This window comes from Chitinophaga sp. G7 BAM 1005 (assembly GCF_057126945.1).
This window is the reverse complement of the sequence record NZ_CP181478.1, coordinates 2,835,046-2,854,346: the sequence shown is the minus strand read 5'-3', so window position 1 is coordinate 2,854,346 and position 19,301 is coordinate 2,835,046. Positions and strand designations below refer to the sequence as shown.

19 protein-coding genes and 2 pseudogenes are annotated in these 19,301 nt (G+C 44.7%); 5 read left to right on the top strand and 16 right to left on the bottom strand.

Features of this window, described 5'->3' with window-relative positions; genetic code table 11:
* Complete coding sequence (locus ACMXI2_RS11260) at positions 1-453, bottom strand: hypothetical protein (protein ID WP_483781683.1); 453 nt, start codon at positions 451-453, stop codon at positions 1-3.
* 242 nt (positions 454-695) lie between these two features.
* On the opposite strand from ACMXI2_RS11260, the gene ACMXI2_RS11255 reads away from it, so the two are divergent.
* Entirely contained in the window at positions 696-983 is a 288-nt protein-coding gene (locus ACMXI2_RS11255) for a hypothetical protein (RefSeq protein ID WP_483781682.1), read from the top strand.
* Positions 984-1,028: 45 nt separating this feature from the next.
* Here the strand turns inward: ACMXI2_RS11255 and ACMXI2_RS11250 are convergent, their stop codons facing one another.
* The 3 genes from ACMXI2_RS11250 to ACMXI2_RS11240 all read right to left on the bottom strand — a co-directional run bounded on the left by ACMXI2_RS11250 (position 1,029) and on the right by ACMXI2_RS11240 (position 4,380).
* Positions 1,029-1,391, bottom strand: coding sequence for a VOC family protein (locus ACMXI2_RS11250; RefSeq protein ID WP_483781681.1), 363 nt, complete (start codon positions 1,389-1,391; stop codon positions 1,029-1,031).
* Positions 1,392-1,568: 177 nt separating this feature from the next.
* Positions 1,569-3,095, bottom strand: a complete 1,527-nt coding sequence (locus ACMXI2_RS11245) for a family 43 glycosylhydrolase (protein WP_483781680.1) — start codon at positions 3,093-3,095, stop codon at positions 1,569-1,571.
* 88 nt (positions 3,096-3,183) lie between these two features.
* On the bottom strand, positions 3,184-4,380 hold the full coding sequence (locus tag ACMXI2_RS11240; protein WP_483781679.1) for a metallophosphoesterase: 1,197 nt from the start codon (positions 4,378-4,380) through the stop codon (positions 3,184-3,186).
* 361 nt (positions 4,381-4,741) lie between these two features.
* On the opposite strand from ACMXI2_RS11240, the gene ACMXI2_RS11235 reads away from it, so the two are divergent.
* The 3 genes and pseudogenes from ACMXI2_RS11235 to ACMXI2_RS11225 all read left to right on the top strand — a co-directional run.
* A complete protein-coding gene (locus ACMXI2_RS11235; RefSeq protein WP_483781678.1) occupies positions 4,742-5,107 on the top strand; it encodes a DUF2200 domain-containing protein in 366 nt (121 codons plus the stop codon).
* A gap of 177 nt (positions 5,108-5,284) precedes the next feature.
* Positions 5,285-5,572, top strand: a complete 288-nt coding sequence (locus ACMXI2_RS11230) for a transposase (protein ID WP_111580750.1) — start codon at positions 5,285-5,287, stop codon at positions 5,570-5,572.
* A gap of 153 nt (positions 5,573-5,725) precedes the next feature.
* Positions 5,726-6,373: pseudogene (locus ACMXI2_RS11225) on the top strand (IS3 family transposase); the annotation flags it as partial.
* 280 nt (positions 6,374-6,653) lie between these two features.
* Here the strand turns inward: ACMXI2_RS11225 and ACMXI2_RS11220 are convergent.
* The 8 genes from ACMXI2_RS11220 to ACMXI2_RS11185 all read right to left on the bottom strand — a co-directional run bounded on the left by ACMXI2_RS11220 (position 6,654) and on the right by ACMXI2_RS11185 (position 14,891).
* Positions 6,654-6,968 (bottom strand): MafI2 family immunity protein, encoded by a 315-nt coding sequence (locus ACMXI2_RS11220; RefSeq protein ID WP_483781677.1) that lies wholly within the window; start codon positions 6,966-6,968, stop codon positions 6,654-6,656.
* Positions 6,969-6,979: 11 nt separating this feature from the next.
* On the bottom strand, positions 6,980-7,966 hold the full coding sequence (locus ACMXI2_RS11215; protein WP_483781676.1) for an RHS repeat-associated core domain-containing protein: 987 nt from the start codon (positions 7,964-7,966) through the stop codon (positions 6,980-6,982).
* 804 nt (positions 7,967-8,770) lie between these two features.
* Positions 8,771-9,634, bottom strand: a complete 864-nt coding sequence (locus tag ACMXI2_RS11210) for a tyrosine-type recombinase/integrase (protein WP_483781673.1) — start codon at positions 9,632-9,634, stop codon at positions 8,771-8,773.
* Complete coding sequence (locus tag ACMXI2_RS11205; RefSeq protein ID WP_483782396.1) at positions 9,631-10,113, bottom strand: tyrosine-type recombinase/integrase; 483 nt, start codon at positions 10,111-10,113, stop codon at positions 9,631-9,633. The genes ACMXI2_RS11210 and ACMXI2_RS11205 overlap by 4 nt, the downstream gene beginning before the upstream one ends.
* A 96-nt stretch (positions 10,114-10,209) precedes the next feature.
* Positions 10,210-11,337 (bottom strand): IS3 family transposase, encoded by a 1,128-nt coding sequence (locus ACMXI2_RS11200; RefSeq protein ID WP_483781675.1) that lies wholly within the window; start codon positions 11,335-11,337, stop codon positions 10,210-10,212.
* 61 nt (positions 11,338-11,398) lie between these two features.
* Positions 11,399-11,797: a hypothetical protein gene (locus ACMXI2_RS11195; RefSeq protein ID WP_483781674.1), complete on the bottom strand. Its 399-nt coding sequence runs from the start codon at positions 11,795-11,797 to the stop codon at positions 11,399-11,401.
* Positions 11,798-11,964: 167 nt separating this feature from the next.
* Complete coding sequence (locus tag ACMXI2_RS11190) at positions 11,965-14,634, bottom strand: CHC2 zinc finger domain-containing protein (RefSeq protein ID WP_483781671.1); 2,670 nt, start codon at positions 14,632-14,634, stop codon at positions 11,965-11,967.
* Entirely contained in the window at positions 14,631-14,891 is a 261-nt protein-coding gene (locus tag ACMXI2_RS11185) for a SymE family type I addiction module toxin (protein WP_483781670.1), read from the bottom strand. Before ACMXI2_RS11185 ends, ACMXI2_RS11190 begins: the two co-directional genes overlap by 4 nt.
* A gap of 152 nt (positions 14,892-15,043) precedes the next feature.
* Here ACMXI2_RS11185 and ACMXI2_RS11180 point away from each other — a divergent pair, with 152 nt between their 5' ends.
* Positions 15,044-15,391 carry a helix-turn-helix domain-containing protein gene (locus tag ACMXI2_RS11180; RefSeq protein ID WP_483781669.1) on the top strand — a complete coding sequence of 116 codons (348 nt, stop codon included), beginning with the start codon at positions 15,044-15,046 and terminating at the stop codon, positions 15,389-15,391.
* A gap of 52 nt (positions 15,392-15,443) precedes the next feature.
* Here ACMXI2_RS11180 and ACMXI2_RS11175 read toward each other — a convergent pair whose 3' ends face one another.
* The 4 genes and pseudogenes from ACMXI2_RS11175 to ACMXI2_RS11160 all read right to left on the bottom strand — a co-directional run bounded on the left by ACMXI2_RS11175 (position 15,444) and on the right by ACMXI2_RS11160 (position 19,181).
* Entirely contained in the window at positions 15,444-15,683 is a 240-nt protein-coding gene (locus ACMXI2_RS11175) for a hypothetical protein (RefSeq protein WP_483781668.1), read from the bottom strand.
* 6 nt (positions 15,684-15,689) lie between these two features.
* Positions 15,690-16,694 (bottom strand): annotated as a pseudogene (locus ACMXI2_RS11170) (RHS repeat domain-containing protein); the annotation flags it as partial.
* Positions 16,695-17,463: 769 nt separating this feature from the next.
* The gene (locus tag ACMXI2_RS11165) at positions 17,464-18,327 is read right to left on the bottom strand and encodes a tyrosine-type recombinase/integrase (protein ID WP_483781673.1); all 864 of its coding nucleotides are present in this window, start codon (positions 18,325-18,327) and stop codon (positions 17,464-17,466) included.
* Positions 18,324-19,181, bottom strand: a complete 858-nt coding sequence (locus tag ACMXI2_RS11160) for a tyrosine-type recombinase/integrase (RefSeq protein ID WP_483781672.1) — start codon at positions 19,179-19,181, stop codon at positions 18,324-18,326. The genes ACMXI2_RS11165 and ACMXI2_RS11160 overlap by 4 nt, the downstream gene beginning before the upstream one ends.
* Positions 19,182-19,301 lie beyond the last annotated feature (120 nt).

Here is a 19,301-nt window from a genome sequence, read left to right as displayed (position 1 = left end):
CTACTGTTTCTTCATCGCATATTTCAGGTACATATCGCCATCAGAGCTAGACTTCACCACGTACCATTTCTTGTTATCGCTCAGCAAAAGCTCATACGAAACGCCGTTTTTATTCGTAAGCTCTGTAACGCCGGCGATGTGTTTCCCGGCATATTCTTTCTTTACCGTTAGCAGTACACTCAGTGGTAATTCACTTTCTCCGCAGTATCGTAAAGCGTAAACGAGCGCGCCTGCTTTATCGTACCATATTCTGCACTGCGTTTCATCCCTGGTGAAAGAAACAATATAGTACTCACTATCTTCCACCCACCGGGTATATTTCGCATCGGGAAATGCCCGGCTGAACAAGCGGAGTACGGTGTCGGTTGGCGCTGCCACTGCCTGGGACAACCAAAGTGCGGCTATTGCCACCAGGAGGAGACTCTTTTTCATACTAAGAAAATTCCGTTTCATAATTTACAGTTTAATTGAGGTGATTTTGTTTCCCGATGTAAAATTAGAACAGCCGCAATCCTTTAAATTGTACAAAACGGAACAAAGCTTATTAATTCCCTTTTGAGAAGTAAAACGCCTTCTCACCTACTATGTGCTTTCAAAAAAGTACCGGGTAAATTCCTGCTAACCGGCCACATTCTGACAGGTTATTGTAGATTTCCTATGAAGAATATTTTTGGGGTGTATCCACTGCCGTAAAGATGGACTCAGCATCCAGGGCTGCCGGAAAGCTGTTCCTGAAGGATTATTTCCCTGCCTTGCATAACGGCAGGAATATACAGAACATTCAATACAACCCGGTGTATTACCCTAAGCAACCTGGTTTCAAAGGAAAATTGTATTTACTTATTGATGAGGAGGCGGCATCGGCAGCATCTCACCTGGCTTCTCTTGTGAAAGCCTATGCACGGCCCTCCTTCAGCGATTTCATGCAAAACCGCGATACCCAGATGGAATATGTGCTGAGGCTCATTGCTGAGAAATCCTGATACATATCCATCCGGCAACTACAGCAATATACGGCTGCGGGCCTGCTACAGCGACCAAACTGCCAATTCGTAACCGTCAGGATCTGTGAAGTGGAAGCGCCTGCCACCGGGAAAACTAAAGATGTCCTTTACGATCTTACCTCCTGCTGCAACAATCTTTTGTTGGGTAGCTTCAATATTGTTTGAATAGAGAATAATTAAAACACTACCTTTTACCGGTTTACCAGTGGTGAATCCGCCATCTACATAATCACCTTCAAATGCTGTATAGTCCGGTCCGTAATCTGTAAAGTTCCAGCCAAAACTCCTGGTATAAAATTCTTTGGCGCGGCTGATGTCTTTTGACAGGAATTCGATATACTGTACCTGCTCATGTTTTAATTTGCTTTCAGAATGAGTGTCTGCCATAGATCATATGCTTTTTACAAAGATATAAAATGACGGTTGTTGCCCGTTTGTAAAAAAACGACAGAATCTCTTCCCGCCCGGCGGATGTTATCCGGGAAGAAAAAGATCAGATAAGCTGGTAACCTCCAGGCAATACACAACACAGCCCGCCATTGGCAACAGGCTGTAAAACAAAGCTTAATTATCCAGCATAAAGGCGCCGGCTTCCGCCAGGCCGGGTTGCGGTTGACTGTCGAGTCCCGATATTGGTACCAGCTTAAAATATCTGAATTGCTTCCTTGCAGGAAGATTGAAATACTGCTTATTCGGATGGAGATTAAGCAGCACAGTGGTACCAACGTCTTCCCAGGTCTGGTTATCATTGCCCACCAGTATCTGCAACTCCTTTATTTTCCGGTCACCATCCTTCTGGATGAAAACAAAACCATCTACAGAAAGAGTATCTCCCATGTCTACCGTGATCCAATGGTCAGGGTAATTGGTAGCAGGGGCGGAATAGCGTGCTATCCAGGGCGTGGAAGCGCTGTCGTCTATTAATCGTATCGCCAGCCTGCTATTGTTAAGTTCTTCAGAGCTGAATCCTGCAATCGACCAATTCTCCTTTGTATACATCTTACGTACCGGCTCACCGGAAGGCTTCTGCACAAACGAGCCGATTTTAACCGGCACACCGAAATTTGGCGAGCCATCTGCATTCCAGGTAAATTTCTGTATACGCGCATTCCGGGCGCCTCCCCCAGCCGCACTGCGTGCGTGGTAGATGATCCAATCTTCCGTACCGTCGGGTGATTTGAAAAAACCATTGTGACCAGGACCAAAAGCGCCACTATCTGCATTCATCGAGAAAACAGGATTTGATGTTTTCACCCAATCTGCGGGATTCATAGGATCACCGTTCAGGTTAAGACTTAATAATCCCAGGCAATAGGTATCCACCCAATAGCCGCTGCCCGAATACACGATGAACAGGCGTCCGTTGGGGTTGACGATTACCTGCGGACCTTCGTTAATGGCGTTTCCATTCATTTCCCAGGAGTATGTCGGGCTGGAGATGATCACTTTCGCGCCCGCAATTGTCCAGGGATTACTCATTGGGGCGATGTAAATACGCTGTGGTGCAGCGCCGGCATTGCCGCCGGACCATAACATGTACATTTGTCCGTTATACTTAAAAACGGTTCCGTCTATCGCCCATTGATCCGTAGAATCTGCAACTTTTCCCTTCAATACCCATGTTCCCTGTGTGGGATCGGCGGAGTTATTTTCTACCACATACATCCGGTGATTTGCATTGGCGCCGTTATCGGCGGCAAAATAGATGTACCATTTATTGTCGATTTCATGAAGTTCCGGCGCCCAGATATTTTTTGAGTACGGCATTCCCTGTGGAGGAATCCAGGCATCATATGGTGTCGCCAATGCCAGTTCGGTCATGGCGCTCGTTTTATAAAGCACCAGTTTACTCCCCTGCGTATACATGAAATAATACATTCCGTTCTTTTGAGTTACCCAGGGATCGGCTCCGCGTGGTATCAGCGGGTTCGTGAACGTGTTTTCGAGGGTAAAGTTCGCCTCATTCACTTCGTTAGCCAAATTGGCCTTTTTGGCGTCATTGGCAATCAGCTTACCGGGGCTTATTTTTTTACAGGCAGAGCAGAGTGCAAGACATAGCCAGGCAAACAAATAGATCGCATTTTTTTTCATGGAGGAGATGGATTAACTATTAACGCGGAAAAATGTGATACCTCTTCCTAATATACTAAATTATTCTCTGAACTTCTCCCTTAAAAAATTACTGCGCTAACGCTGCACCAGCCCGCTTCAGGGTAAGTACTGTTATCTCAGGCCATATGCCAATTCTGCCTTTTAATCCGTGGAAACCAAAGCCCCTGTTTACGTACAGATATTTCCCCCCCTGCCTGTAAAGACCGGCCCATTGCTTGTAGAAATATTTTATCGGGCTCCACTTGAAGCCAAACAGTTCAATACCAAACTGCATACCGTGCGTATGACCGGCTAAAGTAAGATGTACATGTTGTTCATGATCCACCGTTACTTTGTCCCAATGAGATGGGTCATGCGACATCAGTATTTTAAAAGAGTGGTCAGGCACCCCGGCCGTTGCTTTTTTCAAATCGCCATATTGATGAAAACCGCCTTTACCCCAGTTCTCCACACCGATGAGGGCGACGCGTTCTCCCTGTTTGTTTATTTCTACCGCTTCATTAAGCAGTAATTTAAAGCCTGTTTCAGCATGAATCTCCTTTAAGCGTGTAAGATTAGCTTCCTTAGCCGCGTTACTTTCCCACCTGATATAATCGCCATAGTCGTGGTTGCCCAAAACAGAATATTTTCCATAAGGTGCTTTCAGGTTCGTAAACATAGGGATCCATTGATCCATTTCTGAGGCCAGATTGTTGACAAGATCTCCCGTAAATAGCAACAAATCGCTGTTTTGGGAATTTACGAGATCTAGTCCTTTTTGTACGCCTTTAGCGTCACTGAAGCTTCCGGAATGTACGTCGGATATTTGTGTGATCGTAAAACCGTCAAATGCCTCGGGGAGATCCGGGAAATAGATAGTTTCCTTTCTTATCCTGTAAAAATGCCGGCCGCGTGTTACGCCAAAAACGACGACAAGAAAGATCAGCCCGGCCAGTGCAAGTGTTGCCTCGCTTATATAAAAGCTCCGTGGCGGAAAGCCCTGGAACAAACGAAGGATATCTTCCGCCAACAATACCGGCGAAGAAAATATTTTTGGAATGAAAATCAGCAGCATAGTCGTCATCAGCAGGGAGAGAGTACGCCGTACCTGCTTACCCGCTCTAAGCATAAATATTGCGGATATTATCCCTGCGATCAATAAAATATCAACAACCCAATAGCTCAGATGGAGCGCCGGATTTTGAGTAAGTGTAATAACAGCCTGGTAGAAATAGATATCGCCCACCAGGAAAAGCAATAATATCAGGGAAAGTCTTTTAGCCATATAGATAAAACATGTGTAAATTAGTAGACGAACAACTAACAGGAATATTTTAAACCAGTTACGGGTAAGATCAAAGTAGCCGCATTTTCAGTTTCCCTGGACGGATTCGGGGCAGGGCCACGTCAGGACTTAGAAAATCCACTCGGCATCAGAGGCGAGGAACTTCACACATGGATGTTTCAAAAAATGACCGGCGTGGACAATGACTTTGTTGAGAAGTCAATGGAGAACATAAGCGCCTGGATTATGGGGCGCAATTTTTCAGGAATTGATATATCTGCCCCGGGCTTCCATCAAATCGAAAAAATAAACGGAGAAAGAACTACACATATTATCCTGAAATAATATAAAATATCAAGGCATGGACAATTCCAACACACACCATCAGCGTATTGCAAAAATGACATTTGCCTCGGTCTACCCATTGTATATCGCAAAAGTGGAGAAGAAAGGCAGAACAAAAGAAGAATTGCATCAGGTCATAGAATGGCTGACAGGCTTCGATAAAAAGAAGCTGCAGGAGCTGATAGCAGAAAAGGCAACTTTTGATACCTTCTTCCAGCGCGCGTCACTAAATCCCAATGTGAACCTCATCACAGGAGTAATCTGTGGGTACCGTGTGGAGGACATCGAAGATCCTTTGACGCAGCAGGTCAGGTATTTGGATAAGCTGGTGGATGAGCTGGCGAAGGGCAGAAAGATGGAGAAAATTTTGCGCGGATCGTGAGGGGCTTTCCGGCCTTCGGCGCCTTACCAGGCCCCTACCTGTTTTGCTGCAACAGTTATTATTACTTTATTTTCTCAAAAAAATATTGTTCAATGACGGTATAATGGGAGAATATAATGGTCCCTCAAAAAGGTCCGGTATTTAAGATAGAAAAAATCATCTTAAATTGCCAAAGTAATGACTAAAAAGAGCAGACGTAAATTTACTGGAGACTTCAAAGCAAAAGTAGTATTAGAAGCCCTCAAGGAGCGCAGCACAATTGAAGAGCTGGCGAAGAAGTATGAGCTACACCCAACACAAATAAACACGTGGAAACGGGAAGCTGCCGCGAAATTGGCTGGAGCATTTGACTCTGACGCTCCTACCAGCAATAGCGAAGACCAGGAGGCACAAATGGAGAAACTATATGCCCAAATCGGTCAGCTGAAGGTAGAGAATGATTTTTTGAAAAAAAAGTTGCGGTGAAGTCATTAGTATCCCGCAGGGGAATGATTGAATCTTCCAATCCATCAATAAGTATTCGGCAGCAGTGCCGGTTATTGAGCTTGCATCGTAGTGGATTATACTACCAGCCGCTTGCAGAAACGGAGGAGAATCTGGCAATAATGCGCCTGCTTGATGAGCAGTACTATAAAACTCCTTTTTTTCGGAGAACGGAAGTTAAAGATCTGGTTGCGTGGCCTGGGATATTTCGTCAACCGCAAGCGGCTTGGCCGCTTAATGAAGCTAATGGGCTGGGAAACGCTATATAAAAGGCCTGGTACGAGTGATCCGAATATATCGCATAAGGTATACCCCTATTTACTTAAAGGGTTAGCAATTACGAGGGCCAATCAGGTATGGGCAACGGACATTACTTATGTTCCCATGCGTAAAGGCTTCATGTACCTTTGTGCGGTAATTGATTTGCATACCCGGTACGTAGTAAATTGGAGTGTCAGCAATACGATGACCGCAGACTGGTGTAAAAGCGTAGTTGAAGAAGCGATAGCGACAAGTGGTAAACCTGAAATATTCAATACTGATCAAGGGAGCCAGTTCACGAGCGAGATATTTACCGGCATCCTGAAAAAGCATGAAATACAAATCAGTATGGACGGAAAGAGAAGAGCAATCGACAACATTTTCGTAGAGCGGCTATGGAAAAGCGTGAAATATGAAAATATTTATTTGAACGTATACGAAGACGGAGTAAGTTTGTACCAAGGATTGCAACAGTACTTTGATTTTTATAACACAGAGCGCTTCCATCAATCACTAGGATACAAACACCGGCCGATCTTTACAAAACGATTGCTGCCTAGCCCCTGACGGGGCTGATGCTAACAAAATAAATGCGCAGGCGCATCCATTTTGTTAGCACTTGATAAAGCTTAGATATACAAATTATCGGTCCTGACACTGGGGACCATTATATTTCAAGTAAATAACCAATTACCCGATTTGGGTTAAACTGGTATATAGTTACCTAAAGTAATAAACCCGGTCGCTGACCGGGTTTTACTGTTATACTTTCATTATCCATTTTTTACTCAATCCAATACATTCAATCTTCTTTTGGATCATAACGCATAAATAGCCAAACATCTAATTTGTCGGCTAAATTAATTTTATCTTTTTTAACTATAAAATCAAGATCATAATTAATTCTTTGATTTAGCATTCCCTCTGCTTCGGAAGCGGCTAAATACATATTCTCCCTATCTATATCCGCGGCTTCACTCTCTGTAAAAACTCTAATTTTCAAGTCTGATTTCTTATTACTAAACTCAAACGTAATCGCCCTAATATTATCAGTTATAAGCCCAATTAAAGCTTGACTTAAATTATAATAGACATCAATAAAAGTTACGTCATTCATTTCACCTAGTTTTATTTATTGGGATTTATTGGAAAAACTTTCACTTTATTACCTGCACCTTCTACTCTAAAATTATTGGTTGGAATCCCTACCATTTCACCAGTTTGTAGATTGCGACTATAAAACGTCCCTGTCACGCCGGAGTAGTTCACATCTACCTGAGTAACTCCACCTCCATTCGGTCCAAAATTTTTAAACCCTATAATTTGGGCCCTCCCTGAATGAAGCGCATTAACTACGTCTTGGGCTTCTTGAACAGATCCCATAACATTAGCGTAACCTTTCGCCCCCCCTGCTAAGTGCCTAGCCTGTTTTTGAGCACTAACCCTCGTACCAACATTCAACTCATGTCCTGCAGCCATAACCGAGAAACTGGCTTGAGTGGCTGATAACGCAAAGGAACTTACAAAAACAGGATCACTCCACGCTACTGCGTGCTCAGATTTAAGCCCTCTCCAAATCAAACTTCCATTATCATTCAGAACACCAGCTCCAATTAACTTCATTCCATCTGAAGGTTCACCATTATTATAATACATAATACCAGCAGACATATAGGTATTGTAGTTACTCTTAAATGTACCTAAGTCGCCTGCATCCATCTGCATTATCGGGTGCTTTAAATTACTCTTGGTATTCCAGATATTATAACCTACCAATTTATTATTCCTATCCAAAGAAGGAACTAATCGGGCATCACCAATCGTCATTGCTCCTTGCTGGCTATCCTGAATACCGCCTCTATCCGTTAATGTTCTTCCCGTCACTTCCGCATTGCCGTATGGCATGATAGTATCTCCTAGCGGATCACTAAATGCAATTGGATTATTCGCAAATCCTGCATATTCACTTATACCTACGCTCGGCTTCGGATCAAGATTCCATCTCCGTCCTATTCTCGGATCATACTCCCAGAACTCAGCAGTATAACTATTCCCTTCTCCCTTAATTTCATCACTCTTCTCTTGTCCATTAAACCCATAACGATATACCCCCACTCGCGCTCCATCTTCCTGCCCACCAGCCGCATACCCAAAGACGCATAATCAAAGAACTACTATAAATATATCTTTTTATTTCATCTGTTTTCCCATTTGAAAGAAAAAAATGCAGGCGGGTAAAATGCAGGTAACCGTCCTGGTAAGATGATGTGTTACTGCCGCTCATGTTATATTCAGAAGATGGCCATAGAACTACCGTCCAGCCTATGTTCTGCTGCTGATCACATCATCTTACCAGGACGGAAGCAAGATAGTACTACAGGTGATCAGGGGACTGGCGCTGGTGTTCGCGCAGTCTTATTCTCCGCGGAACCGTTCCCACGAAGCTACCATCCTTAACGTACGCACGTTTATCTGTTCGTTTTTTAAGAAGCGATACTCCGCCCCCGCCCGCCATTCCCCCCGGGCCGCTGGGGTGAGAGTTTGTGCAGGCCCTGGAGCGCAGCGGAAGGGCCTTGCACAAACGGAGCCACAGCAGGCCGCGCCTTCGACCTTTGTCTCGCCGGGAGCGCTAGCGGACGGCAAAATCAAAAATGCAAGGCCCGGGGGGACGGCAGGGGGCGGACAAAAATGAGGTAGCCGAAGGCTGGCGACCACAGAGGCAACCTTCCTTAAAAACAGCCCGCCAGACTGGCAGGCTACCCGACCGGCGGACGGCGAGCGCGCAAAAACCGTGACAGGGCGCAGCGCAGCGGAGCCCTGGCGCGGGTTTTTGCCGCCGACGGCCAGAGGGAGACCTTTTCACATGCCAGGGCTTTACACTGCTAAAGAAGCATTATTCCATATCAGCACGGGCGGGGTTTATCTCATCGGATGATACTGTTCTATCGCGACTTTTAACACCTCTACCCCGCTTTGTTTATAGCGTTCTGTACTCGATGGATATTTATGCCCTGCGAACTGCTGCACAACACTAATATCATGGCCCTGAGCCAGCAGGTTAGCTACCACGCTGCCACGTATAGCCTGCGCCGTTACTGCCCGTCCGGGATAAGCATCTTTGTAACTCTTGATTACATGCTTTACTATATCATCCGCACTCATGGGGCGCCCTCTGTGGCCGATCAGCAGTGCAGCGCTATCAGCGCTCTTTAATAACTGCGGACGCACCTGCTGCAACCAGGTATATAACAACAGGATCTGACTGGGCTTTAATGATAATGTACGACTGTTAGTAGTAGGAGTAGATCTTATGTAGATATTCCCTGCTTCCAGATTCACGTCTGTAAAGCATACAGCGGCCATTTCTTGCGGTTTTAATCCCTGATAGATTAATAGCCCCACTAACACCCGGTTACGGCAATACAACGCCCGATAACGCTCTTTACGGCCCAATAACTTTTCCAGTTCTTCCCCGGTAAACAGATCCTGCAACTGTACATCACGGCTACGCTGATCCCTGAGCAGGATAGAACGGGCAGGATGATCATTACGGCTACCGGTGCTACATAAATAATCATAGTACACTTTAATACTACATAGGATGCGGTTTAAGGTGGCAGCATTATTATAACGCTCTCGTAAAACACTTAAGTAACCGATTAACTCTGCATAAGTAGCCATAGGTGCAGCTGTGTAAGTACTTAAAAAGATAGATATTTCACGGTGATAACTTTCCACCGTAGCAGGTGTGTAGTGCTTTTCAAGATATTCATATAGTGTCATAAGGCTTGTAATTGATGTGATCCGGGCCGCGCATAGATCTGCGTGGATTCAAGGCATTTATGTCCTAAAAAGTCACGTACATACTCCATGCTCATACCACTTTGTAAAAGATGGGTAGCTATACTATGGCGCAGATGATGCAGGCTGATACACTTCCGCATACCTGCTTTGCGCAATAAAGATTTAAGCAGGGTCGCATAACTATCACCACGCATAGCCCTACCCATGTTATTAAGCATAAATGCAGTACCGGTATACCTGGCCCTACCCCGCTCCTGTAATACATATTGCTCCAGACTAACCGCAACCCGCTCCGTTAACGGGATTACCCGCCGTCTGTCACCCTTGCCGGACCTTACATATAGTAACCGCTGTCTAAAGTGAACATCGGATAACCCCAGCCGTACGGCCTCGCTACGCCTTAGCCCGCAACTATAAAACAGATGCAGCATAGCATGTTCCCTATAATGGTCCCCAATGTCAGGACCGATAATTTGTAGATCTAAGCTTTTTCAAGTGCTAACAAAATGGATGCGCCTGCGCATCTGTTTTGTTAGCACAAGCCCCGTCAGGGGCTAGGCAGCAATCTTTCTGTAAAGATCCGCTGGTGTTTTGTATCCCAGTGATTGATGGAAGCGCTCTGTATTATAAAACTCAAAGTACTGTTGCAATCCTTGATACAAACTTACTCCGTCTTCGTATACGTTCAAATAAATATTTTCATACTTCACGCTTTTCCATAACCTCTCAACAAAAATATTGTCAATCGCTCTTCCCTTTCCATCCATACTGATCTGTATTTCATGCTTTTTCAGGATGCTGGTAAATATTTCACTGGTGAACTGGCTCCCTTGATCAGTATTGAATATTTCAGGTTTACCACTTGTCGCTATCGCTTCTTCAACTACGCTTTTACACCAGTCTGCAGTCATCGTATTGCTGACACTCCAATTTACTACGTACCGGGTATGCAAATCAATTACCGCACAAAGGTACATGAAGCCTTTACGCATGGGCACATAAGTAATGTCCGTTGCCCATACCTGATTGGCCCTCGTAATCGCTAACCCTTTAAGTAAATAGGGGTATACCTTATGTGATGTATTCGGATCACTCGTACCAGGTCTTTTATATAACGTCTCCCAGCCCATTAGCTTCATTAAGCGGCCAAGCCGCTTGCGGTTGACGAAGTATCCCAGGCCACGCAACCAGATCTTTAACTTCCGTTCCCCGAAAAATGGAGTCTTATAGTACTGCTCATCAAGCAAGCGCATTATTGTCAGATTCTCCTCCGTTTCTGCAAGCGGCTGGTAGTATAATCCACTACGATGCAAGCTCAATAGCCGACATTGCTGACGAATACTTATTGATGGATTTGAAGATTCAATCATTTTTCTACGGGAGACTAGTGACTTCACCGCAACTTTTTTTTTCAAAAAATCATTCTCCACCTTCAATTGACCGATTTGGGCATATAGTTTCTCCATTTGTGCCTCCTGGTCTTCGCTATTGCTGGTGGGAGCGTCAGAGTCAAATGCTCCAGCCAATTTCGCGGCAGCTTCCCGTTTCCACGTGTTTATTTGTGTTGGGTGTAGCTCATACTTCTTCGCCAGCTCCTCAATTGTGCTGCGCTCCTTCAGGGCTTCTAATACAACTTTTGCTTTGAAGTCCCCGGTAAATTTACGTCTGCTCTTTTTAGTCATTACTTTGGCAATTTAAGATGATTTTTTCTATCTTAAATACCGGACCTTTTTTCGGGGACCATTATACCCTGCAGGTGACTGCCACAGCAAACAAGGCTTCTATTTCCCCCGCTGTTAAGGGTTCCCGATGGCCGCGTCCTGGACTTTTAAATTTCAATAAACTAACCGGATTACTGGCAATGCCTCCGGTTTCAAGCTGCCAGCTAAAAAATACCTTTAACGCATACACGTAATGACTGATCATCATTTCGCTCAAGGCGCCGCCTTCACCACGTTTTAGCGGCCGTTCATGCAGCCATTCATAAAACACGCTAATATCTACTGGCTGGATCTGCTGTATACTGCTATACTGCCCATACTCCAAAAAGTCACGGATACACGCAGACAGCATACTTTGCGTAGTGCTGCTGTATCCCAGTACGGACAGATAGCTTTTAAAGCTATCTATGATCGGGTACATAACTAATGATATTATTTTGTGATAAAATAAAAGGAAGGGCTAACGATACGGTGATTCCGGTATAGGTATGATACTTTTCTAAAAGGGGGCTTGAACACTTTTTTGTTACACGTTACGCCAGCGCACATTTAGGCTATGGCAGAAGATTCTGGCGTTTCGCTGGTGTTTCACTGGTGTAACATAGAGGCGGCTGGCGTAACATTTCTAAGCAGGTCGATTTGCGTTTGCAGGTGCTGCTTCACCCTTGCCCGTAAGGCTTCGTAATTATCCCAGTAGATGACCTGATAGGTAAACCCGCGGTTAGCATGGCCGCCCTGCTGACGTACATATTCAAGGCGCCCAAGATCATTAAAACAACGGAACACCTGCATTTTACTACAACGCATTCCCTGACGAACTTCCCGCAGACTAAAAACAGCCGTTTTATAATTTTCGCTGTACTCCTTGCGTAGCCAGCACTTCAGCTGCTCAAAAAACTGCCGCAGACTTCCATCTAACTCGTCCACCTTCAGCACAATACTATCGAACATAATAGCTACCGCCGTTTCAAGATCGGATATTTCTGTAATTAAACGACCCTTACTATCTTTTTTTCTTTGGTACTGATGTACCTGTGTTACCATTTTTACAAAGTTTAAAAACAGGTCATTTAAACGCCTGATCTTATGTGCGTCCTGTGGTAACTGTAACTTACTGGCATAAGGATTAACCACCTGGCACGACTGTAAACAGCGTACAAGATTTTGTATAAACTGTTTTGTTTCCTGCTCTTTCTTACCGTCGATCTCTCCGGATGCCTTACTGTTCTGATAGTTAATAATGCGACCGGTCTGTTCTGTACTTTCATCCACTGCCAACAGGAACACACGGCTCATATTGTCCTCATATATTTCTCCCCGCGTAGTACAGGCCAGAGAGGCAATAGGCCCCTTTACTGTTTTCTGGCCGCTGGTGATCTGTCCATTATCCAGCTTGATACTGGTAGCACTGTTCAGCTCTCCGTTGCTCTGCAACTCCCGGAACGCAAACTCTGCTTCCTCGCTCAGCCCGTCTATATCTTCAAGGCATAACAACCGGTTTACAAAATAATGTTCCGGGTAATTATACAACACCTTATCACTGACGCGGGTTAACTTCGTGACTTTCTCCTGCGGGATGCAATCAGATATTTGTTTTAACAACCGCGTCTTTCCACTACCGCTACTACCTTGTATCAGCGCGTGCAGGGTTTCGGGCATCTTATAACTGATAGCGATCAGCAGTAAAAATAAACGGTTCGTTTCCTCTCCTACTATGCCCGCCTGTCCTAACAGATCATTTAATCTGGTGATCAGATCAGGTGCCTTTAAAAAACTTTCGGATACTGTACGTTCCTGTAGCGTAAGGGGATACACACCTGTAACAGACCCGGTATCCCCGCCCGGTTTAATAAGAGCCTTTTCCCGGTATTCGTCCAGAAGATCCGTTAACCGGTACAGATCCGCATCCAACAAGGATTTATCAAGCAATAGTTTTTCGCTCACCTCTCTGCTCAGTTTATCCACTTGCTTATCTTCGTACAGATCCAACTTGTTACGGCTTTTCTGGCTGTTATCCTTCCGCTCTATCACTAGTGTTACTTTCATACTATCCAACTGCTTGCTGATGCCACCCTGCACATAATAAGATATACCCTCTGTACTATAGCATAGTTTATAAGGATTCGTAGTATCCAGACCTCCAGGTAATTGCTCCTTTCCAGCAGCCAACGTAGCGGGTTCCGGTGTTTTACTTTCAGATGAAAGAAAAAAATCTTTCCGTTCACTAAGCAGGTGAACAAAAATATCCGGTTCATGGGATAAGGCCATGCTGTTAATATCCTCGCCAGCAGGAACGGTAAGCGTTGTAATAACAATATACGGCAGCTGCTCACGCAGCACTGCCGCATATTTAGCGACCGCTTTACTACCTGCTTCGTCACCATCAAAGGCAAAAATGATTTCCTTTAAGGATGGCAAGGATTTAACTGCTGTCCAGTGTTCCTGTGTAAAACCATTGGTTCCGTAGCAGGATAATACACTGTAATCCTTTGTAATAGCGGACTGCTGTAGTAGAGTAGCAGCATCTATAATAGCCTCGGTAAGGATTAAACGCTCAGTTTCAACTTTAGGATAGCCAGGATACAGACCCCGACGCTCTTTTAAATAAAAGTGTTTCTGATCTTCATCATTAATAGTACTGCGGAAGTACAGACCACACACCTGGTTACTACGGTCACGCAACGCGAACACGATACAGTACTTAGCAAAAGGTTTATAAGCCTGCCCGCCATCACGGCTATTAGTACCCCACGGCGATAACAACCCTACATCTACACAGCAACGGATAAAGGTTTCATCTCTGCGGTTACCATGATGGAACTGCGCCGTATTATAACCGATCTCTAAAACAGTAGCATCCAGCCCGCGGCTACGTATATACTCCTGCGCTGGCTTGCTGTGATGTACCGCATTCCTAAAATAGATAAACATATTGCCCAGTATAGATATACCGGGCGGTGAGGGAACGTAAGTTTGATATACGGGGCCACCGATTAATTGTTTGCACTTCTGGATAGCCTCATGTTTGCTGCAGCTTTCCTTATGCATCACAAAATCGATCACGTCTAATGCCTTGCCATGTGTTTTACAGTTAGAACTAAAACAATAACAGGTATGCGTTTTATAGTACACCTGCAGGCTCGGCGTTTTATCATCATGGAACGGACACTGTAACCGCAGGTGCTTATCTGGCTTTAAGCCGTAGTGCTGCAATACAGACGATAACGTAAGCTGCTGTTTGATCTCCTGTATGTTCATTGCGCCAGCTTTTTCAACGCCTGCTTCATTTCCTGTAAGGCAGACTTATATTCATGCGCGGCCTGCTCTGTTCCTTCCAGTGGCTCTATGATCAGCAACCGGTCACGGGTGGTAATTTTTACCATATCACCCACTTTAAAACCCAGTTCCTCTAACCACACACCGCTGATATTGAGCCACGGCACTACTGTATGAGTGCCTGATTGATCCCGGTGTTTGGGTTGTAGTTTGATTTGTCTATTACTGCTTGTCAACATAGAAAAAATATTTTTTGTACCTAATCCGATACAAACATACTTAATCATATTTATTTGACAAACTTTTTCAGATTTTTCTGTAGCCTTTAAGTACTATATATTTGTACAAACACCGTATTATACGGTCATTTAGTACCTAATCCAGTTTAAAAATGGCTACTTTCGGTAAAAGAGTTAGAGAGTGCAGGGAAGCTAAAAACCTTTCCCAGCAAGAGTTGGCAAAACAAATGAAGACTTCTTATACTGTCGTGGGTAAGTATGAACGTGATGAGATGCTCCCTTCCATTGAAGTGGCTAAAACCTTAGCCCGACTCTTGGACACAACGGTGGGTTATTTACTGGGCGAAGCTGCCAACAGTAATACATTTAAAGATCCGGCCATGTTGCAGCGCCTTAATGAGATCAGCTCATTGCCTGAAGAAGATAAACACTGCATTTTATATACTATTGATAGCCTGTTACAAAACGCCAGGACAAAGAAGGCTTTTGCTCATAAATAATGGGGTTAGTCGTAGACAAACCCCATTATTTATCGAAGTAAAAATTAATATTTTATTCAACTTTTAAGATATCGCCAACGTTAATAATTGATCCTTGAACATCCAGGATACAAGCGTAATTACTATCTCCTTCAAACTCTATAGGTTGATTAAAGGCTATCCCTCTTATTAAATAAACATCCTTTCCTTTCTTCAACTTCATGTTAACTTTAGGTATAATCCCATCAGGAAATTCTAAAATCCCAATCATACCCAAACTTGTATTATAAATTTTTAAAACCTCTATTTCCATAGTATCTTAATTAGATGACTTCTTAGCCTCCAGCTTCTTTAAATGATCCTGCCAACTCCCCTTTGCTTTTTGAATTTCAGAAATCTCAGAAGTAGACCAACCTTCTTTCTTACCAATCCTTAACAGTTGGTCTTGAGCATCTATTTCTAAACGAGCCTTATTTAGAACATCCTGTACATACTCTGCACCATACTTTAATCGTTGTTGATGGTGGATTGCTTCCTCTAAAATTTGAGGCCGAGATGCTCCGTTACTAATTAGTATGCTTCCTCCTCTTCCTTCACCATCCATATACAGCGCCTGTGCCCCCATTGATCTTAAATAAGCCTTATCATCTTCTGTTGTTGCTATAATAATTTTCACTCCATCTTTCAGTGCTTTGCGCAGGATGCTATTTCCTTCATAATTAGCCATAGCCGGAGATGCAAACCTCTTCCCCAAATAAAGCTCTCCTGCAAAAGATAACCCTTGGCCAAACGCATAACCTGCAACCTCTGGGTTATCACTTACCACTCTTCCTCCCCAATCTTTCACCGCAGCCTTAATATTACCTGCCGCTTGCACTGGATGCCTAACAGCTTGCACTAATCCTCCAAACTCTTCTGCTCTCTCATTAAATCTTTGCTCTGAAACATTCCAAGGATTAACCTTCTCTGCCCAATTCATTACAGCCTTAGCAGCCCCTTTCAAATATTTCATACTAATATCTGATGCCTTTTCTATGCCCTGTAGGGATGACCCTTTATAAGCATTAGCTGGTAAAACTGCCTCTAGGCCATCAAGATCTATAGCTTGTATAGGGCTGTTATTTGCGAACTGATATGGTGTAAGCTCTGGGTATTTCGGAGTTAATGGATCTATAGACAAGAACTTTCCTATCCTTGGATCATATATCCTTGCTCCGAAGTCTAAACTATTCCCTTCCCCCTTGATTTCATTATCATTCTCCTTCCCATTAAACCCATAACGATAACCACCTCCATTCATCTTCCTTCCAACCAACTGCATTCCAAACGGCGAATAATCAAAGAACTACTATAAATATATCTTTTTATTTCATCTGTTTTCCCATTTGAAAGAAAAAAATGCAGGCGGGTAAAATGCAGGTAACCGTCCTGGTAAGATGATGTGTTACTGCCGCTCATGTTATATTCAGAAGATGGCCATAGAACTACCGTCCAGCCTATGTTCTGCTGCTGATCACATCATCTTACCAGGACGGAAGCAAGATAGTACTACAGGTGATCAGGGGACTGGCGCTGGTGTTCGCGCAGTCTTATTCTCCGCGGAACCGTTCCCACGAAGCTACCATCCTTAACGTACGCACGTTTATCTGTTCGTTTTTTAAGAAGCGATACTCCGCCCCCGCCCGCCATTCCCCCCGGGCCGCTGGGGTGAGAGTTTGTGCAGGCCCTGGAGCGCAGCGGAAGGGCCTTGCACAAACGGAGCCACAGCAGGCCGCGCCTTCGACCTTTGTCTCGCCGGGAGCGCTAGCGGACGGCAAAATCAAAAATGCAAGGCCCGGGGGGACGGCAGGGGGCGGACAAAAATGAGGTAGCCGAAGGCTGGCGACCACAGAGGCAACCTTCCTTAAAAACAGCCCGCCAGACTGGCAGGCTACCCGACCGGCGGACGGCGAGCGCGCAAAAACCGTGACAGGGCGCAGCGCAGCGGAGCCCTGGCGCGGGTTTTTGCCGCCGACGGCCAGAGGGAGACCTTTTCACATGCCAGGGCTTTACACTGCTAAAGAAGCATTATTCCATATCAGCACGGGCGGGGTTTATCTCATCGGATGATACTGTTCTATCGCGACTTTTAACACCTCTACCCCGCTTTGTTTATAGCGTTCTGTACTCGATGGATATTTATGCCCTGCGAACTGCTGCACAACACTAATATCATGGCCCTGAGCCAGCAGGTTAGCTACCACGCTGCCACGTATAGCCTGCGCCGTTACTGCCCGTCCGGGATAAGCATCTTTGTAACTCTTGATTACATGCTTTACTATATCATCCGCACTCATGGGGCGCCCTCTGTGGCCGATCAGCAGTGCAGCGCTATCAGCGCTCTTTAATAACTGCGGACGCACCTGCTGCAACCAGGTATATAACAACAGGATCTGACTGGGCTTTAATGATAATGTACGACTGTTAGTAGTAGGAGTAGATCTTATGTAGATATTCCCTGCTTCCAGATTCACGTCTGTAAAGCATACAGCGGCCATTTCTTGCGGTTTTAATCCCTGATAGATTAATAGCCCCACTAACACCCGGTTACGGCAATACAACGCCCGATAACGCTCTTTACGGCCCAATAACTTTTCCAGTTCTTCCCCGGTAAACAGATCCTGCAACTGTACATCACGGCTACGCTGATCCCTGAGCAGGATAGAACGGGCAGGATGATCATTACGGCTACCGGTGCTACATAAATAATCATAGTACACTTTAATACTACATAGGATGCGGTTTAAGGTGGCAGCATTATTATAACGCTCTCGTAAAACACTTAAGTAACCGATTAACTCTGCATAAGTAGCCATAGGTGCAGCTGTGTAAGTACTTAAAAAGATAGATATTTCACGGTGATAACTTTCCACCGTAGCAGGTGTGTAGTGCTTTTCAAGATATTCATATAGTGTCATAAGGCTTGTAATTGATGTGATCCGGGCCGCGCATAGATCTGCGTGGATTCAAGGCATTTATGTCCTAAAAAGTCACGTACATACTCCATGCTCATACCACTTTGTAAAAGATGGGTAGCTATACTATGGCGCAGATGATGCAGGCTGATACACTTCCGCATACCTGCTTTGCGCAATAAAGATTTAAGCAGGGTCGCATAACTATCACCACGCATAGCCCTACCCATGTTATTAAGCATAAATGCAGTACCGGTATACCTGGCCCTACCCCGCTCCTGTAATACATATTGCTCCAGACTAACCGCAACCCGCTCCGTTAACGGGATTACCCGCCGTCTGTCACCCTTGCCGGACCTTACATATAGTAACCGCTGTCTAAAGTGAACATCGGATAACCCCAGCCGTACGGCCTCGCTACGCCTTAGCCCGCAACTATAAAACAGATGCAGCATAGCATGTTCCCTGCAGGTGACTGCCACAGCAAACAAGGCTTCTATTTCCCCCGCTGTTAAGGGTTCCCGATGGCCGCGTCCTGGACTTTTAAATTTCAATAAACTAACCGGATTACTGGCAATGCCTCCGGTTTCAAGCTGCCAGCTAAAAAATACCTTTAACGCATACACGTAATGACTGATCATCATTTCGCTCAAGGCGCCGCCTTCACCACGTTTTAGCGGCCGTTCATGCAGCCATTCATAAAACACGCTAATATCTACTGGCTGGATCTGCTGTATACTGCTATACTGCCCATACTCCAAAAAGTCACGGATACACGCAGACAGCATACTTTGCGTAGTGCTGCTGTATCCCAGTACGGACAGATAGCTTTTAAAGCTATCTATGATCGGGTACATAACTAATGATATTATTTTGTGATAAAATAAAAGGAAGGGCTAACGATACGGTGATTCCGGTATAGGTATGATACTTTTCTAAAAGGGGGCTTGAACACTTTTTTGTTACACGTTACGCCA

Excerpts from the sequence above, each read along its gene's own strand:
- ACMXI2_RS11235 (WP_483781678.1), top strand. The coding sequence starts at position 4,742 with ATGGACAATTCCAACACACACCATCAGCGTATTGCAAAAATGACATTT.
- ACMXI2_RS11160 (WP_483781672.1), bottom strand. The coding sequence starts at position 19,181 with ATGTACCCGATCATAGATAGCTTTAAAAGCTATCTGTCCGTACTGGGA.
- ACMXI2_RS11165 (WP_483781673.1), bottom strand. The coding sequence starts at position 18,327 with ATGACACTATATGAATATCTTGAAAAGCACTACACACCTGCTACGGTG.
- ACMXI2_RS11175 (WP_483781668.1), bottom strand. The coding sequence starts at position 15,683 with ATGGAAATAGAGGTTTTAAAAATTTATAATACAAGTTTGGGTATGATT.
- ACMXI2_RS11245 (WP_483781680.1), bottom strand. The coding sequence starts at position 3,095 with ATGAAAAAAAATGCGATCTATTTGTTTGCCTGGCTATGTCTTGCACTC.
- ACMXI2_RS11260 (WP_483781683.1), bottom strand. The coding sequence starts at position 453 with ATGAAACGGAATTTTCTTAGTATGAAAAAGAGTCTCCTCCTGGTGGCA.
- ACMXI2_RS11250 (WP_483781681.1), bottom strand. The coding sequence starts at position 1,391 with ATGGCAGACACTCATTCTGAAAGCAAATTAAAACATGAGCAGGTACAG.
- ACMXI2_RS11195 (WP_483781674.1), bottom strand. The coding sequence starts at position 11,797 with ATGTACCCGATCATAGATAGCTTTAAAAGCTATCTGTCCGTACTGGGA.
- ACMXI2_RS11185 (WP_483781670.1), bottom strand. The coding sequence starts at position 14,891 with ATGTTGACAAGCAGTAATAGACAAATCAAACTACAACCCAAACACCGG.
- ACMXI2_RS11180 (WP_483781669.1), top strand. The coding sequence starts at position 15,044 with ATGGCTACTTTCGGTAAAAGAGTTAGAGAGTGCAGGGAAGCTAAAAAC.
- ACMXI2_RS11210 (WP_483781673.1), bottom strand. The coding sequence starts at position 9,634 with ATGACACTATATGAATATCTTGAAAAGCACTACACACCTGCTACGGTG.
- ACMXI2_RS11200 (WP_483781675.1), bottom strand. The coding sequence starts at position 11,337 with ATGACTAAAAAGAGCAGACGTAAATTTACCGGGGACTTCAAAGCAAAA.
- ACMXI2_RS11255 (WP_483781682.1), top strand. The coding sequence starts at position 696 with ATGGACTCAGCATCCAGGGCTGCCGGAAAGCTGTTCCTGAAGGATTAT.
- ACMXI2_RS11230 (WP_111580750.1), top strand. The coding sequence starts at position 5,285 with ATGACTAAAAAGAGCAGACGTAAATTTACTGGAGACTTCAAAGCAAAA.
- ACMXI2_RS11240 (WP_483781679.1), bottom strand. The coding sequence starts at position 4,380 with ATGGCTAAAAGACTTTCCCTGATATTATTGCTTTTCCTGGTGGGCGAT.
- ACMXI2_RS11190 (WP_483781671.1), bottom strand. The coding sequence starts at position 14,634 with ATGAACATACAGGAGATCAAACAGCAGCTTACGTTATCGTCTGTATTG.
- ACMXI2_RS11220 (WP_483781677.1), bottom strand. The coding sequence starts at position 6,968 with ATGAATGACGTAACTTTTATTGATGTCTATTATAATTTAAGTCAAGCT.